13 protein-coding genes are annotated in these 14,978 nt (G+C 72.5%); 6 read left to right on the plus strand and 7 right to left on the minus strand.

Annotated features, from left to right (window positions below; translation table 11 throughout):
- The first annotated feature begins 90 nt into the window (after positions 1-90).
- The 5 genes from rbfA to DV701_RS00960 are packed head-to-tail and all read left to right on the plus strand — an operon-like array spanning position 91 to position 5,575.
- A complete protein-coding gene (rbfA, locus tag DV701_RS00940; RefSeq protein ID WP_114926702.1) occupies positions 91-561 on the plus strand; it encodes a 30S ribosome-binding factor RbfA in 471 nt (156 codons plus the stop codon).
- A complete protein-coding gene (gene truB / locus DV701_RS00945; protein ID WP_114926703.1) occupies positions 551-1,519 on the plus strand; it encodes a tRNA pseudouridine(55) synthase TruB in 969 nt (322 codons plus the stop codon). The genes rbfA and truB overlap by 11 nt, the downstream gene beginning before the upstream one ends.
- 10 nt (positions 1,520-1,529) lie before the next feature.
- Complete coding sequence (locus DV701_RS00950) at positions 1,530-2,486, plus strand: bifunctional riboflavin kinase/FAD synthetase (RefSeq protein ID WP_114930509.1); 957 nt, start codon at positions 1,530-1,532, stop codon at positions 2,484-2,486.
- A gap of 8 nt (positions 2,487-2,494) precedes the next feature.
- Positions 2,495-3,697 (plus strand): rod shape-determining protein RodA, encoded by a 1,203-nt coding sequence (gene rodA, locus DV701_RS00955; protein ID WP_202863586.1) that lies wholly within the window; start codon positions 2,495-2,497, stop codon positions 3,695-3,697.
- A gap of 33 nt (positions 3,698-3,730) precedes the next feature.
- A complete protein-coding gene (locus DV701_RS00960; RefSeq protein ID WP_114926704.1) occupies positions 3,731-5,575 on the plus strand; it encodes an AMP-dependent synthetase/ligase in 1,845 nt (614 codons plus the stop codon).
- Positions 5,576-5,630: 55 nt separating this feature from the next.
- On the opposite strand, the gene xylB is transcribed toward DV701_RS00960, so the two are convergent.
- Genes xylB through DV701_RS00995 form a run of 7 tightly spaced genes read right to left on the minus strand, consistent with a single transcriptional unit; the run spans position 5,631 to position 13,853 of the window.
- A complete protein-coding gene (gene xylB, locus DV701_RS00965; protein WP_114926705.1) occupies positions 5,631-7,049 on the minus strand; it encodes a xylulokinase in 1,419 nt (472 codons plus the stop codon).
- Between the two features lie 4 nt (positions 7,050-7,053).
- Positions 7,054-8,121 (minus strand): zinc-dependent alcohol dehydrogenase family protein, encoded by a 1,068-nt coding sequence (locus tag DV701_RS00970; RefSeq protein ID WP_202863587.1) that lies wholly within the window; start codon positions 8,119-8,121, stop codon positions 7,054-7,056.
- 4 nt (positions 8,122-8,125) lie between these two features.
- Positions 8,126-9,163: an NAD(P)-dependent alcohol dehydrogenase gene (locus DV701_RS00975; RefSeq protein WP_114926706.1), complete on the minus strand. Its 1,038-nt coding sequence runs from the start codon at positions 9,161-9,163 to the stop codon at positions 8,126-8,128.
- The gene (locus DV701_RS00980; RefSeq protein ID WP_114930515.1) at positions 9,150-10,598 is read right to left on the minus strand and encodes a mannitol dehydrogenase family protein; all 1,449 of its coding nucleotides are present in this window, start codon (positions 10,596-10,598) and stop codon (positions 9,150-9,152) included. Before DV701_RS00980 ends, DV701_RS00975 begins: the two co-directional genes overlap by 14 nt.
- A 53-nt stretch (positions 10,599-10,651) precedes the next feature.
- Positions 10,652-11,536: a carbohydrate ABC transporter permease gene (locus tag DV701_RS00985; RefSeq protein ID WP_114926707.1), complete on the minus strand. Its 885-nt coding sequence runs from the start codon at positions 11,534-11,536 to the stop codon at positions 10,652-10,654.
- Entirely contained in the window at positions 11,533-12,474 is a 942-nt protein-coding gene (locus tag DV701_RS00990) for a carbohydrate ABC transporter permease (RefSeq protein WP_114926708.1), read from the minus strand. The genes DV701_RS00985 and DV701_RS00990 overlap by 4 nt, the downstream gene beginning before the upstream one ends.
- Positions 12,471-13,853: an ABC transporter substrate-binding protein gene (locus DV701_RS00995; protein WP_114926709.1), complete on the minus strand. Its 1,383-nt coding sequence runs from the start codon at positions 13,851-13,853 to the stop codon at positions 12,471-12,473. The genes DV701_RS00990 and DV701_RS00995 overlap by 4 nt, the downstream gene beginning before the upstream one ends.
- Positions 13,854-14,014: 161 nt before the next feature.
- Here DV701_RS00995 and DV701_RS01000 point away from each other — a divergent pair, with 161 nt between their 5' ends.
- Complete coding sequence (locus DV701_RS01000) at positions 14,015-14,974, plus strand: sugar-binding transcriptional regulator (RefSeq protein ID WP_114926710.1); 960 nt, start codon at positions 14,015-14,017, stop codon at positions 14,972-14,974.
- Positions 14,975-14,978 lie beyond the last annotated feature (4 nt).

A 14,978-nucleotide genomic window follows, 5' to 3' on the forward strand; every position in this document is an offset into this window, starting at 1 on the left:
GTGGGGCCGGCCCCGTCGTCCCGCCCCCCCGCCCGTCCGCTCCGTAGGATGGACGGGCTGCCCGACACCCACCACTCATTGGAGGTCGCCATGGCCGACCAGGCCCGTGCCCGCCGCATCGCCGAGCGCATCAAGCAGCTGGTGACCCAGGGGATGACCCAGGTCGTCAAGGACGAGCGCGTCGGCTTCGTCACCATCACCGACGTCCGCGTCACCGGCGATCTCCAGCACGCGAGCGTCTTCTACACGGTCCTGGGGACCGAGGAGGACCGCGAGGTCGCCGCCGAGATCCTCGAGGACTACCGCGGGCGGCTGCGCTCCTTCGTCGGCAAGGGGCTGGGCATCCGGCTCACGCCGAGCCTGGAGTTCATCCTCGACGCCCTGCCCGAGGACGCCCAGCACCTGGACGAGCTGCTGCGCCAGGTCGCCGAGCGCGACGCCGAGCTGGCGGCCGCGCGCCGGGCGGCGCGCTACGCAGGTGACGAGGACCCCTACCGCAAGCCGCGCCCCGAGGAGTCGGGCGAGGACCCGGACGCGGGCCCGGACCCGGATGGCCGCTGAGGAGCAGCACGACGAGCGGGCCGTCGGCGACGGCCTGCTCGTCGTCGACAAGCCCGCCGGCTGGACCAGCCACGACGTCGTCGGCCGCCTCCGCCGCCTGTGCCGCACCCGTCGCGTGGGCCATGCCGGCACGCTCGACCCGATGGCGACCGGCGTGCTTGTCGTCGGCGTCAACAAGGGCACCAAGCTGCTCACCTTCCTCGTCGGGCACGACAAGGGGTATGCCGCCACGGTCCGCCTCGGGCGGACCACGGTGACCGACGACGCCGAGGGCGAGGCCACCGGCGGGTCGGACGCGAGCCGTCTCACCGACGGCGAGATCGCCCGCGTCGTCACGACACTCACCGGACAGGTCCAGCAGGTCCCCAGCGCGGTGAGCGCGATCAAGGTGGGCGGGGTGCGGTCCTACGCCCGGGTGCGCTCCGGAGAGGACGTCGAGCTGGCCGCCCGTCCGGTGACCGTGAGCAGGTTCGAGGTGCTCGCGACCAGAAGGCCCGGCGAGGCGGGGACGGACGGCAACCCCGTCCCCGAGGGGGTGCTCGACGTGGACGTCGAGGTCGAGGTGTCCTCGGGCACCTACGTGCGGGCCCTCGCCCGCGACCTCGGCTCCGCGCTGGGCGTCGGCGGGCACCTCACCGCACTGCGCAGGACCCGGGTCGGGCACCTCACCCTCGAGCAGGCGGCGAGCCTCGAGCAGCTCGACCCGCAGACCGGACCCGGCCCCGCGGCCTACCTCGTGGACCTCGCGGACGCGGCCAGGGCAGCCCTGGCCACCCGAGAGCTGGACCAGGCGCAGGCCCGTGCGCTCGGCTACGGGCAGCGGGTCGCCTCGGCGCAGCCGGGGCGCGAGGAGCCCGTCGCCGCGTTCGCCCCCGACGGCACCCTGGTGGCAGTCCTGGACGAGCGGCGAGCCACCGCGCGCGCCCACGTGGTGCTCGCCCCGGCCGGCGCGAAGTAGAGTGACGCGCGTGCACCGCTGGACCACCCTCGACGACGTGCCCGCCGACCTCGGCCCCACCGTCGCGACCCTCGGCAACTTCGACGGAGTGCACCGCGGCCACCACGCCGTGCTGGACACCGTCACCTCCGTCGCCCGCGACCGCGGCCTCGCGGCGGTCGCGGTGACCTTCGACCCGCACCCCGTCGCGGTGCTGCACCCCGAGCGCGCCCCCCAGGAGATCTGCGGGCTGCAGCGCCGCCTCGACCTGCTCGAGGAGACCGGCCTGGACGGCGTGGTCGTGGTCGAGTTCACCCGGGAGTACGCCCAGCTCACGCCCGAGGACTTCGTGGTCCAGACCTTCGTCCGGGGGCTGCGCGCGCAGGTGGTCGTCATCGGCCACGACTCGCGCTTCGGCCTGCACAACAGCGGCGACGCCGACACCATGCGCGAGCTCGGGCGGGTGCACGGCTTCGAGGTCATCGTCCCCGGGACCCTCGGCGAGACCGACCACGGTGTCCGCGCCTGGTCGTCCACGGCGCTGCGCGAGGCGATCACCAGCGGGGACGTCCCCGGGGCCGCCGAGGCCCTCGGTCGGCTGCACAGCGTCTCCGGCGAGGTCGTGCACGGGCACCACCGTGGCCGCGAGCTCGGCTTCCCGACCGCGAACCTCGCCGCCGACAGCGAGGGCCTGGTGCCCGCCGACGGCGTCTACGCGGGCTGGCTGACGCGCCCGGGGCTTCCCGCCGACCACCCCGACCACCGGCTGCCCGCCGCCGTCTCGGTCGGCACCAACCCCACCTTCGACGACGTCGAGCGCAGCGTGGAGGCCTACGTCCTCGACCGGGACGACCTCGACCTCTACGGCGAGACCGTCCGGGTCGAGTTCGTGCAGCGGCTGCGGGACAACCTGCGCTTCACCTCCGTGGAGGAGCTGATGGAGCAGATCGGCGCGGACGTGGACCGCGTCCGCGAGCTGCTCGCCTGAGCCCGGGCATGGCGTCGCGCGTCACCCTCCGGGACGGCGCCGGGGCGTCGGTGCGCAGCGCGCTCGCCCGCACCGACTGGGGCCTGTTCGTCGCGGCGCTCGGGCTGTCCCTGGTGGGTGCGCTGCTGGTGTGGTCCGCCACCCACCGGCAGGTCGGGACCGACCTGGCGGTGCGCCACCTGGTCAACGCGGCGGTGGGCGCCGTCGGTGCGCTCGCCCTCGTGCTGGTCGACGTGCGACGGCTGCGGGCCGCCGCACCGTGGATCTACCTGGCCGGCGTCGCCGGCCTGGTCCTGGTCCTGACGCCGCTGGGCCAGACGGTGAACGGCTCCCGCTCCTGGCTGTTCCTGCCCGGAGGCTTCTCCCTGCAGCCGGCGGAGCTGGCCAAGATCGGGCTGGTCATCGGGCTGGCGATGATCCTGGCGGAGGGGCGCGACCCCTTCCTCCCGCCGGGGTGGCGCGACGTCCTGCTCGCCTGGGTGCTCGCTGCGGTGCCGGTGGTGCTCATCCTGCTCCAGCCGGACCTGGGCAGCGCGCTGGTGCTCGGCATGCTGACGGTCGGCGTCGTCGCCGCCTCCGGGGCGGCGCTGCGCTGGACGGTCGTCGCGCTCGCCGGCACCGTGACGGCCGTGGTGGCGGCGGTCGCCGTCCCGCTGCTCGACCCCTACCAGCTGGACCGGCTGCTGGCCTTCCGCGACCCGTCCCTGGACCCCGAGGGGATCGGCTACCAGACCGCGCAGGTGCGGCTGGCCATCGGCTCCGGGGGCTGGCGGGGCGCCGGGCTGGGTCTGGGCCCGCAGACGCAGGGCGGCCTGGTCCCCTTCCAGCACACCGACTTCGTCTTCTCGGTGGCCGGCGAGGAGCTGGGCTTCCTGGGTGCCGCGGGTCTGCTCGCCCTGCTCGGCTTCCTCGTGCTGCGCGCACTCCTGGTCGGGCTGAGCTGCGAGGACTCCTTCGGCCGGCTCGTCGCGGTCGGGGTGGGGGCGTGGTTCGCCTTCCAGGTCTTCGAGAACGTCGGGATGAACCTGGGCCTGATGCCCGTCACCGGCCTGCCGCTTCCCTTCCTCTCCTACGGTGGTTCCTCGATGCTGGCCTCCTGGCTGGCCGTGGGCCTGGTCGCCAGCGCGCAGCGCGGCAGCCCCGATGCTTGGCGAGGGGGAGCCGACCTGAGAGGATCGGTGCACGTGCAGGCAGGGCGACGGTCGGGCTGAGTGTCCCGACGTCGGACGACGAAGGAGTTCAGCATGGCCCGTTCAGTGACCGACGAGGTCGTCGACCAGAGCGTGATCGAGGACCGGGCCGCCAGCGTCGGCCACCTGTTCCGGGACAGGGTCGCCGCGTCGCCGGGGTCCGAGGCGTTCCGCTACCCGCAGGCCGAGGGGTGGGAGTCCCTGACCTGGGAGCAGACCCGCGACCGCGCCTACGCGCTGGCCGCGGGCCTGGTCGAGCTCGGGGTGCAGCCGGAGGAGCGCGTCTCGATCATGTCGAGCACCCGGATCGAGTGGGTGCTCGCCGACATCGCGACCATGTGCGCCGGGGCGGCGACCACGACCATCTACCCCACGACGATCCCCGAGGACGTCGCCTTCATCGTCGCCGACTCGGGCAGCCGGGTGGTCGTGGCCGAGACCGTCGAGCACGTGGAGATGCTGCGCTCCATGCGCGCCGACCTGCCCGACGTGCTCAAGGTCGTCGTGCTGGAGGGCGAGGGCGACGGCGACTGGGTGATCACCTTCGCCGAGCTGGAGGCGCTAGGGGGGACCAGGCACCAGGCGGAGCCCGGCCTGGTCGACGGACGCATCGACGCGCTGTCGCCGGACCACCTCGCAACGATCATCTACACCTCCGGCACGACCGGTCGCCCCAAGGGGGTGCGCCTGCTCCACTCGGCGTGGACCTACATCGGGGCCACGGTGGACAGCATCCGCATCCTGGGGCCGGACGACCTGCAGTTCCTCTGGCTGCCCCTGTCGCACGTCTTCGGCAAGATGCTGCTCGTCCTGCCCATGCAGGTCGGGTTCCCGACCGCGGTCGCCGGCGACGTCACCAGGATCATCGAGAACGTCGGCGCGGTGAAGCCGACCTTCATGGCCGCCGCGCCACGGATCTTCGAGAAGGCCTACGGCAAGATCGTCACGATGATGGCCGACGAGGGCGGCGTGAAGGCCAAGCTCTTCGACTGGGCCGCCGGTGTCGGGCTGGAGGCCGCCAAGGTGCGGCACGGCGGGCAGGAGCCCAGCGGCGTGCTCGGGCTGAAGTACCGGCTCGCCGACAAGCTCGTGCTCTCCAAGATCCGCGACCGCTTCGGCGGGCGTGTCCGCTTCTTCATCTCCGGCTCGGCCGCGCTCAACCCCGACGTCGCCCGCTGGTTCGACGCGATGGGCCTGGTGATCATCGAGGGCTACGGCCTGACCGAGACCAGCGCCGCCTCGGTCGTCAACCGGCCGACCCCTCAGGACAACGTCTTCGGGACCGTCGGCTGGCCGCTGCCCGGGACGCAGGTGCGGATCGCGCAGGACGGCGAGATCCTGCTCAAGGGTCCGGGAGTGATGGCCGGCTACCACGGCCGCGACGACCTCACCGCCGAGGTCCTGGGCGAGGACGGCTGGTTCGCCACCGGCGACATCGGCACCGTCGACGAGCGGGGCCACCTGCGGATCACCGACCGCAAGAAGGACCTCTTCAAGACCTCCGGCGGCAAGTACGTCGCGCCGTCGATGATCGAGTCCATGTTCAAGGGCATCTGCCCCTACGCCAGCCAGCTGATCATCGAGGGGGACGGCCGCAAGTTCGTCTCCGCCCTGATCACCCTGGACGCCGAGGCGGTCACCGCCTGGGGCGCCAAGAACGACATGGCCGGCGACTCCTACGCCCAGATCGTCTCCTCCGACGCCTGCCGGGAGATGGTCCAGGGCTACGTGGACGAGCTCAACTCCCAGCTCAACCGCTGGGAGCAGATCAAGAAGTTCCACATCCTCGACCACGACCTGTCCGTGGAGGACGGGGACCTGACGCCGAGCATGAAGCTCAAGCGCAAGGCCGTCGTGGCGAAGTACAAGGACGAGCTGGCCGAGTTCTACACCGACTGATCCCCGTGCCCGACCGGCGCCCGATCCTCCGCGGGAGGGCCGGGGCGTCGCCGGCTCAGCCGTGCATCGTGGCCAGCAGCCCGGCGTAGCGGGCCCGCAGCTCCCCGACCTGCGGGTCCTGCGCACCGGCCGGGAGCTCGGTGACCTCCACCGGCCAGTCCGGCAGCTCACCGGTCAGGGCCCAGGCCGCCTGCCGCGCGGCGCCGAGCGCGACGTACTCGCCGGGCTCGGGCACCGTGACGGGCACGCCCAGCAGCGCCGGGGCTACCGCCCGCACCGCACCGGAGCGGGCGGCCCCGCCGATCAGGTGCACCCGCTCCACAGCCACCCCCTCCCGGCGCAGCGAGTCGACACCGGCGACCACGTTGAGCAGCATGCCCTCGACCACGGCGCGGGCGAGGTTCTCCGGGGTGAGGTTGGCTCGTGTCATGCCGGAGAGGGTGCCCGTCGCCGTCGGCAGGTTGGGCGTGCGCTCACCGTCGAGGTAGGGCAGCAGGGTGAGCCCGCCGGAGCCCGCCGGCGCGGCGAGCGCGAGCTGCTCGAGGCCCTCGAGGTCCACCCCCAGCATCCTCGCCCCGGCGGAGAGCACCCGCGCGGCGTTGAGCGTGCACAGCAGCGGCAGGAAGCCGCCGGTCGCATCGGCGTAGGAGGCCACCTCGCCCAGGGCGTCCTGCGTCGGGCCGGTGTGCCGGGCGAAGGCGGTGCCGCTGGTGCCCAGGGAGATGACGGCCTCGCCGGGCTCGAGCCCGAGGCCCAGCGCGGCGGCCATGTTGTCCCCCGTCCCGGCCCCCACCAGGGTGCCCGCGCCCAGCAGCGCCTGGTTCGTGGCCGTGCCTGCCGGCTCGGCAGGTCCCAAAACGCGAGGGACCTCAAGATCCCGCCGGCCGGTCGCGAGCTCGAGCAGGTCGGGCTGGTAGTCACCGTCGGCCGCCGACCAGTAGCCGGTGCCCGAGGCGTCGCCGCGGTCGGTCGTCCAGCCCGCGGGGCCGCCGTGCCGGGCCAGGATCTGCCCGGTGAGCCAGTCGTGGGGGAGCACCACGGTCCTGGTGCGGCCCAGCTGCTCGGGCTCGTGCCGGGCCAGCCAGCGCAGCTTGCTGACGGTGATCGCCGCCAGCGGCACCACCCCCGTGGCCTGCGCCCAGGCCTGCGCACCGCCGAGCTCGGCGACGAGGTCCGCGGCGTCGCCGGCCGAGCGGGTGTCGTTCCACAGCAGGGCCGGACGGACCACCTCGCCGGCGTCGTCGAGCGCGCACAGACCGTGCTGCTGACCACCCACGGAGAGCGCCTGCACGTCCTGCAGCAGCCCGCCCGCGGTCGCCTGCTCGAACGCGTCCCACCAGTGCCGGGGATCGACCTCGGTGCCGTCCGGGTGCGCCGCCCTGCCCTCGCGCACGACCTCCCCGGTCGCGGCGTCGCAGACCACGACCTTGCACGACTGGGTGGAGGAGTCCACCCCTGCCACGAGAGTGCGCACGTCCTCAGTCCTCCCAGACGATGCAGACCTTGCCCGAGGCACCGGCGTCGGCCGTCCGGTAGGCCTCGCCGGCCTCGGCCAACGGATAACGGTGGGTGACGATCCTCTCAGGATGCTCGCCGGTCCGCACGAGGAGCTCGATCAGCTCGGCCATGTGCTGGACCGAGCTGACCCAGGAGCCGTGCAGGCTGATCTGGCGGTGGATCAGCTGGTTCGACACGTCCAGGCGCATCCCGCCACCCTCCCCGACGAGGACGAGCCGCCCCCACCGCCGGGTATGCCGCAGCGCCGCCTCCCGGGCGGCAGGGTGCCCGGAGCAGTCGATCGCCACCTCGCAGCCCTCGCCGCCGGTCACCTCCTCCACGACGTCGGCCAGGGCGTCCTCGTCGGTCACGACGTGGTCGACCAGGCGCAGGTCGCGCGCGAGCCCGGCACGCGGTGCCGAGACGTCCATGCCGATGACCGTGCGCACGCCCAGGAGCCGGGCGAGCATGGCCGCCGCCAGGCCGACCGGCCCCAGGCCGGTGACCAGCAGCCGGTCCCGGCCGCTGGCCCTGCCGCGCAGCAGGCCCTCGTAGGCGGTGCCGAACCCGCAGGAGATCAGGGCTCCGTCGACGAAGGTCAACGGGTGCGGCAGCACCAGGCAGGACTCCTCCTGCGCCACCAGGTAGTCGGCGTGCCCGCCGTCGCGCTGCCAGCCGTGGGCCGACCGGACCGGGGAGGTGCACCCGACGGGGTAGCCGCGGCGGCACTCCTCGCACTGCTGGCAGCCCGCGATGTGGTAGACCACGACGCGGTCGCCGACGCCCAGCCGGGCGGTGCCCGGGCCCAGGGCGACCACCTCGCCGCACGGCTCGTGGCCGGCGACGACGCCCTGGTAGGCCTCGGCGCCGTGGCCGAGGTGCTCGCGGTAGATGGCCCGGATGTCGCTGCCGCAGATGCTGGAGGCGCGCATCCGGACGAGGACCTGGCCGTGGCCGGGGACCGGCCGGTCGACGGTGACGAGCTCCACGGTGCTGCCCCCGGGGAGCCGCACTGCGGGCATCGTCGGCGAGGCTGGTGCCTGGGTCATCGCCTCATCGTCCCGGGTGGATCATCGACTTCATCGCCCGGGGGTCCCGTCCCGCTGCGGTGAGCGCGTCCGCGGTGTGCTCGAGGTCGAAGTGACCGGTGACCAGGGCCGCCAGCGAGCCGTCGTCGTGCGCGAGGAGCCCGAGAGCGGTCGGCCAGGTGTTGGCGTAGCGGAAGACGCCCGTCAGGACGAGCTCGCGCTCCTGCAGGGCGGCCACCGGCAGCGGCATCTCGTCGCTACCCATGCCGACGAGGACCGCACGACCGGCGCGGGCCAGGGCGTGCAGGCCGGCCACCGTCGACCCCTCGTGGCCCGAGCACTCCAGGAGCACCTCTGGCTCCCGCGCCCCGCCGAGCGCCTCGTCCAGCGGCGCGGCCGAGACGTCGAGCGCCACGAAGCCCATGCGCTCGACCACCGCCAGCCGGTGCGGGTTGACGTCTGCCACGGCCACCCAGGCCGCACCGGCGGCGCGTGCGGCATACGCGGAGAGGATCCCTACGGGGCCGGCGCCGGTGACGAGCACCCGGGAGCCCAGCCGCACGCCGCCCTTGCGGCAGGCCCAGATGCCGACCGAGAGCGGCTCGGCGAGGGCGGCCGCGTCGTCGTCCACCCCGTCCGGGACGGGGTGGACGAAAGCGTGATGGTGGCTGACGATCTCGACGAGCGATCCGTCCACCGGCGGCGTGGCGTGGAAGACCATGCGCGGGCACAGGTTGTAGCGGCCCGCCAGGCACTGCTCGCAGGTGCGGCACGGCACGCCTGGCTCGATCGAGACGCGCTCGCCGACGCGGGCGGGGTCGACGTCGGCGCCCACCTGCACGATCCGGCCCGAGGCCTCGTGTCCGAGCACGAGCTGGTCCTCCACGACGAAGCTGCCGATCCGGCCGTGCTCGTAGTAGTGCGTGTCGGAACCGCACACGCCCACCGAGAGGACCTCGACGAGCACCTCGTCCGGTCGGGGCACCGGCCGCGGCCGCTCCTGGACCTCGACGCTGCCCACGCCGGTCAGGACGGCGGCGCGGACCGTCTCAGCGCCAGTCACGGGAGTCCAGCGTGGCGTGCGCGCCGCGGGTGTGCAGCGAGTCGAGGAAACCGGTGTAGGCCTCGGTGAAACGGGGGTGCTGGCGCAGGTCGCCGAAGAAGGTCTCCTCCTCGAGGAAGGCGAGGGGCTCCTCGCGCTGGCGGGCGGCGGCAGCCATGACCCGGTCCTTCCACCGGTCGACCACCTCGATGGGCCGGCCCTGCTCGTCCACGCCCTCGGCGTAGCGCGCCCACGAGGCGATCACCAGCGCGGCGCGGTCGATCTGCCCGCCCGAGGCCAGGTTGGCCCGGACGACGGGGACCAGCCACTTGGGTATGCGGTCCGAGCTCTCCGCGCACAGCCGCGCCAGGGTGTCGCGCACCTCGGGGTTGGCGAAGCGCTCGATGAGCTGGTGCCGGTAGGCGTCCAGGTCCACGCCCGGGACCGGTGGGAGGGTCGGGCTGCCCTCCTGCTCCATGTAGCCGAGCAGGAAGTCCACGAACAGCGGGTCCTGGCAGACCTCGTGGGCGTAGCGGTAGCCGGAGAGGTAGCCCAGGTAGCACAGCGCCTGGTGGCTGCAGTTGAGCAGCCGCAGCTTCATCAGCTCGTAGGGGACGACGTCCTGCACGACCTGCACGCCCGCCTCCTCGTACGGTGGGCGACCGCCCGGAAAGCGGTCCTCCAGGACCCACTGGGTGAACGGCTCGCAGACGACCGGCCAGGCGTCCTGCACCCCGAGGCGGGTGGCGAGCACCTCGATGTCGGCGGGCGAGGTGACCGGGGTGATCCGGTCCACCATGCAGCTGGGGAAGGCCACCTGCTCGAGCAGCCAGTCGGCGAGCGGCTCGGCGCTCCCGGCGGCCTCGTCCTGGAGGCGCGCGAAGGCCGCGAGCGTGCTCCGGGCGACCTCGCCGTTGCCGGGCAGGTTGTCGCAGGACATGACGGTGAACGGGACGGTGCCGCCCGCGCGGCGGCGCCGCAGGGCCTCGGTCAGGTAGCCGAACACGCTGCGCGGCCGGTCCGGCGCACCGAGGTCGTGCTGGAGAGCCTCGTCGTCGGGGTCGAACTCGCCGGTGGCCTGGTTGACGTGGTAGCCGCCCTCGGTGATCGTCAGGCTGACGATCCGGGTGGCCGGGTCGCAGAGCCGCTCCAGGACGGCGCCGGGGTCGTCGGGGGCGAAGAGGTAGTCGACGATCGAGCCGATCACCCGAGGCTCCAGCGTGCCGTCCGGGTGCTTGACGACCAGCGTGTAGAGGTGGTCCTGGGCAGCCAGGGCCTCCTTCATCCGCACGTCGCCGGGCATCGTGCCCACGCCCACGATCCCCCAGTCGAGGGCGGTGCCGGCGTTCATCAGGGTGTCGAGGTACACCGCCTGGTGGGCCCGGTGGAAGCCGCCGACCCCGAAGTGGACGATGCCGGGCGTGAGGCGGGAGCGGTCGTAGGCCGGCCGGGCCATGTCGGCGGGCAGGTCCGCCAAGGTGCTCTCGCGAAGGGGGATGGTGCTCCCGCTCACTTGACCGCACCCATCGACAGGCCCTGGACCAGCTTGTCCTGGGCGGCGAAGCCGGCGATGAGCACGGGCAGGGAGACGACGAAGCTGGCTGCGCAGACCTTGGCCAGGAACAGACCCTGGCTGGTGATGAAGCCCATCAGGAAGACCGGCGCGGTGCCCGCGACCGGGCCGGTGAGCACCCGGGCGAGCAGCAGCTCGTTCCAGCTGAAGATGAAGCAGATGAGCGCCACCGCGGCGATCCCGGGCATCACGACCGGCGCCACCACCTTGCGCAGCGTGGTGATCAGGTCGGCCCCGTCGATCTGGGCAGCCTCGAGCATCTCGACCGGGACCTCGGCCAGGAAGGACTGCAGCATCCAGACCGCGATCGGCATGTTCATCGACGTGTAGAGGATGGTCAGCAGGAAGATGTTGTCCAGCAGCCCGGTGGTCTTGGCGAACAGGTAGAGCGGGAGGATCGCCGCCACGATCGGCAGCATCTTGGTGGACAGCAGGAAGAACATGACGTCGGTCCACTTGCGCACCGGCCGGATGGACAGCGCATAGGCCGCGGGGAAGGCGAGCAGGAGGACCAGGACCGTGGACAGCACGCTGGCGGTCAGCGAGTTGAGCAGCGGGGGCCAGGGGTCGGCGGCGAAGAACGTGCGGTAACCCTCCAGGCTGAACGGGGCCAGGAGCTGGGGCGGGTTGGTGGCGGCGTCCGGCTCGCTGCGGAAGGAGATCAGCAGCATCCAGAAGACGGGGAAGGCGAACATGATCCCCACGACCCACGCCAGGATGCTTAGCACCAGCCCGCCGCGGGGCTTGCGGGGCTTGTCGTAGGCACGACCGGGGGCGGCCAGGGACTGGGTGTCCTCGGTGGTGGCGCTCGTCGTGCTCATCGCGACTCCTCCTTGAACATGCTGAACACGGTGCGCAGCGCGAGCATGGCGATGATCAGGGTCCCGATCACCGTGACCACGCCGGCCGCGGACGCGCGCCCGTAGTCCTGGGCGGTATAGAAGGTCTGGTAGATGTAGAAGGGCAGGTTGGCAGAGCCGGAGGCGCCACCGGTGATCGTGAAGACGTGGTCGAAGTTCTGCACGACGTAGATGGACCCGAGCAGGACGCTCAGCTCGATGTAGCGCCGCATGTGGGGCAGCGTCATGTTCACGAAGATCTGCCAGGCGCCGGCCCCGTCGATCCGAGCGGCCTCCACGACGTCGAGCGGGCGGCTCTGCAGGCCCGCCAGCAGGATCAGCATCATGAACGGTGTCCACTGCCAGACCAGCGCGATGATCAGCGAGGGCAGCGGCATGGCGCCCACCCAGTCCGGCTGCGGTGCGTCCTTGCCCAGGACGAGGGTGAGCAGGCCGTTGAACAGGCCGTACTCCGGGTTGTAGAGGGCGTGCTTCCACAGCAGCGCCGCAGCGATGGGGACCACGAGGAAGGGCGCGATCATCAGGGTGCGCACCACGCTGCGGCCCCCGAACCTGCGGTCCAGCAGCATCGCGATCGCCATCCCCAGCACCAGGGAGATCAGCACCACCGCCACGGTCAGCACGATGGTGACGATCACTGCGGAGCGGGCGTTGACGTCGGTGAAGACGCGGACGAAGTTGTCGACGCCGGCGAAGGCGATGTCGTCGGGGTAGTAGGCGTTCCAGTGGATGAAGGAGACCACCAGGGTCGCCGCGAAGGGCAGCTGGGTGAGCACGATGACGAAGATCAGCGCAGGCAGCAGCGGGAGGCGTCTGCGCCACGGGGTGTCGTGCTTCCGGGTGGTCGGCTGGCGGGTGGCGCTGGTGGCCCCCGCGGTGCTGGTGGCCACGGTGCTCACTGCTTCGCCCTCTCCTCGTAGCGCTCGGCGATGTCCTCGGCCAGCTTCTGGCCCCGGTCGAGTGCCTCCTGCACGCTCATCCGCCCGGCGATGGCGGCGCTGACGTCCTGGCTCACCTGGGTGCCGAGCTCGGGGAACTCGGGGATGTCGACGAACTGGATGCCGATGGCGGGCCGCGGCTGCAGCCCCGGGTCGGTGGGGTCGGTGGAGTTGATCGCGTCTCGCTCGGCCTCGGCGAAGGAGCCTGCCTGCTCCAGGTAGTCGGGGTTCTCATAGAGCGAGGCCCGCTTGCCGGCCGGCACGCTGGCCCAGCCGACCTCCTCGCCGACGAGCTGCTCGTACTCCTTGCTCGAGGCCCAGGAGATGAACTTCCAGGCCGCGTCCTTCTTCTCGCTGGACTCCTGGATGCCCCAGGCCCAGGTGTAGAGCCAGCCCGAGCTGTCGGTCTCGACGACGGGCGCAGCGGCATAGCCCATCTTGCCGCGGACGGGTGAGCCCTCGGCCTCCAGCGAGCCGGCGGCCGAGGTCGCGTCGTACCACATCGCCGAGTTGCCCTGCACGATGTTGTTCATGCACTCGACGAAGCCGGACTGGGACGCGCCGTTCTGACCGTGCTCGCGGACCAGGTCGACGTAGAAGTTGACGGCCTCGACGAACGGCGGCGAGTTCACGTGGGCCTCCATGCCTACGGTGGACAGCGGCTCGGCGGACGAGAACCAGGTGCCGCCGAAGGTGTTGACCACCGTGGTCAGCGGAGCGAAGACCTGCCCCCAGCCGACCTGTCCGCGCAGGCAGATGCCGCTCATGCCCGGCTCGACACCGTCCAGCTGGGCCGCGAGGTCGGCCACCTCGGGCCAGGTGGGTGCCTCCGGCATGGTCAGGCCCTCCTGCTCCACGAGGTCCTTGCGGTACATCAGGAACGAGGACTCGCCGTAGAACGGCTCGCCGAAGACGTGACCGTCCGCCGAGAGCGACTGCGTCATCGGCTTCAGGATGTCGTCCTGGTCGAAGTCGGGGTCGGCGGTGATGAAGTCGTCCAGCGGGGCGATCCACCCCGCCTTGCCGTAGATCGGGATCTCGAAGTTGGACAGGGACGCCACGTCGTAGGTGCCGGCCTGGCTGGTGAACTCCTGACTGGCGAGGTCGCGCATGTCGTTCTCGGGCAGGATCGTGAAACTGACCCTGATCCCCGTCTCCTGCGTGAAGTGCGAGGTCAGCCGGGACAGGTCGATCATCTGCGGGTTGTTGACCATCAGGACGTTGAGGGTGTCCGCGCCCCCGCCGGTGCTGCCCCAGCCGGCCGTGCAGCCGCTGGCGAGCAGGGAGACCGCCGCGCACACCACCACCGCGCGGCTCCCGGGTGAGTTCTTCGTCGGCACTCTGCGCCTCCTCGGCGTTGACAGACGCGCTCGACTGAGCGGATCATGATGCACGTCTGAGCGTGGGGCCAGTGAACCGGCCCACGGCCCCGCCTGTCAAGAGCAGAGGCGCCGACGGTGCAGGAACCGTCCTTGGACGGGTCGGAAGGGATGGCGGGCAGATGGCTGCCGAGGAAGGCTCCCGTGCGGGCGAGGACGACCTGGTGCTCGCTGCCACCGTGACCCGCCGCCACCTGGTCGCCGGCGAGTCCAAGGTGGACATCGCGGCGGACCTCGGGCTGAGCCGGTTCAAGGTCGCGCGGCTCATCGACCAGGCCCATGCTGCCGGCCTGGTCCGGATCGAGGTGGAGGATCCGCGGGGGTCGTCGGAGCGGCTGGCCCAGCAGCTGCAGGAGCGGCTGGGGCTGCGGCACGCCGCGGTCGTGGACTCCACGGGGCGCTCCCCCACGCCAGGCGCCGTGGGGGAGGCGGCCGCCCGGCTGCTGTGCGGGCTGCTCGACCCCGACGACGTGCTCGGTCTGCCGTGGAGCCGTGGCGTGCACCAGATGGTCAACGCCCTGCAGTCGCTGGGGATGCGCCCCCCACCGGTCCCGGTCGTCCAGCTCAGCGGTGCCCTGGCGACGGGCAGCGAGGACAGCAGCACGGTGGACGTGGTGCGGCGCGCCGCGCGGGTGCTCCAGGGCGGCCGCACGGTGTTCTTCGCACCCCTGGTCATGCCGGACGCGGACGCCGCCGCGACGCTGCGCCGCGAGCCGAGCGTCACCGCGGCGCTCGCCGCCGCGGACACGGTGACGGTGGCGGTGGTGGGCGTCGGCGCCTGGTCCGCGGGGTCCTCGACGGTCTTCGACGCCGTGGACGCCACGACCCGGCGCGAGGTGAGCCGCGCCGGCGGCACCGGCGAGATCGCCGGGCGGACCTTCGCCGCGGCCGGCGACCTCGTGGTCTCGCCGCTGGACGAACGGCTTGTCTCGCTCTCCGGCGACCAGCTGCGGGGCATCGACGAGGTGGTGGCCATCGCCCACGGTCCGGACAAGGTGGAGGTGCTGCGGGCCGCGGTGGCCGGAGGGCTGGTCACCAGCCTGGTCACCACCTCGGCGACCGCGGAGCTGCTCCTCGGCTGAGGGC

Origin of the sequence: Ornithinimicrobium avium (assembly GCF_003351765.1) — a bacterium.
Taxonomy (GTDB): Bacteria; Actinomycetota; Actinomycetes; order Actinomycetales; family Dermatophilaceae; genus Ornithinicoccus; species Ornithinicoccus avius.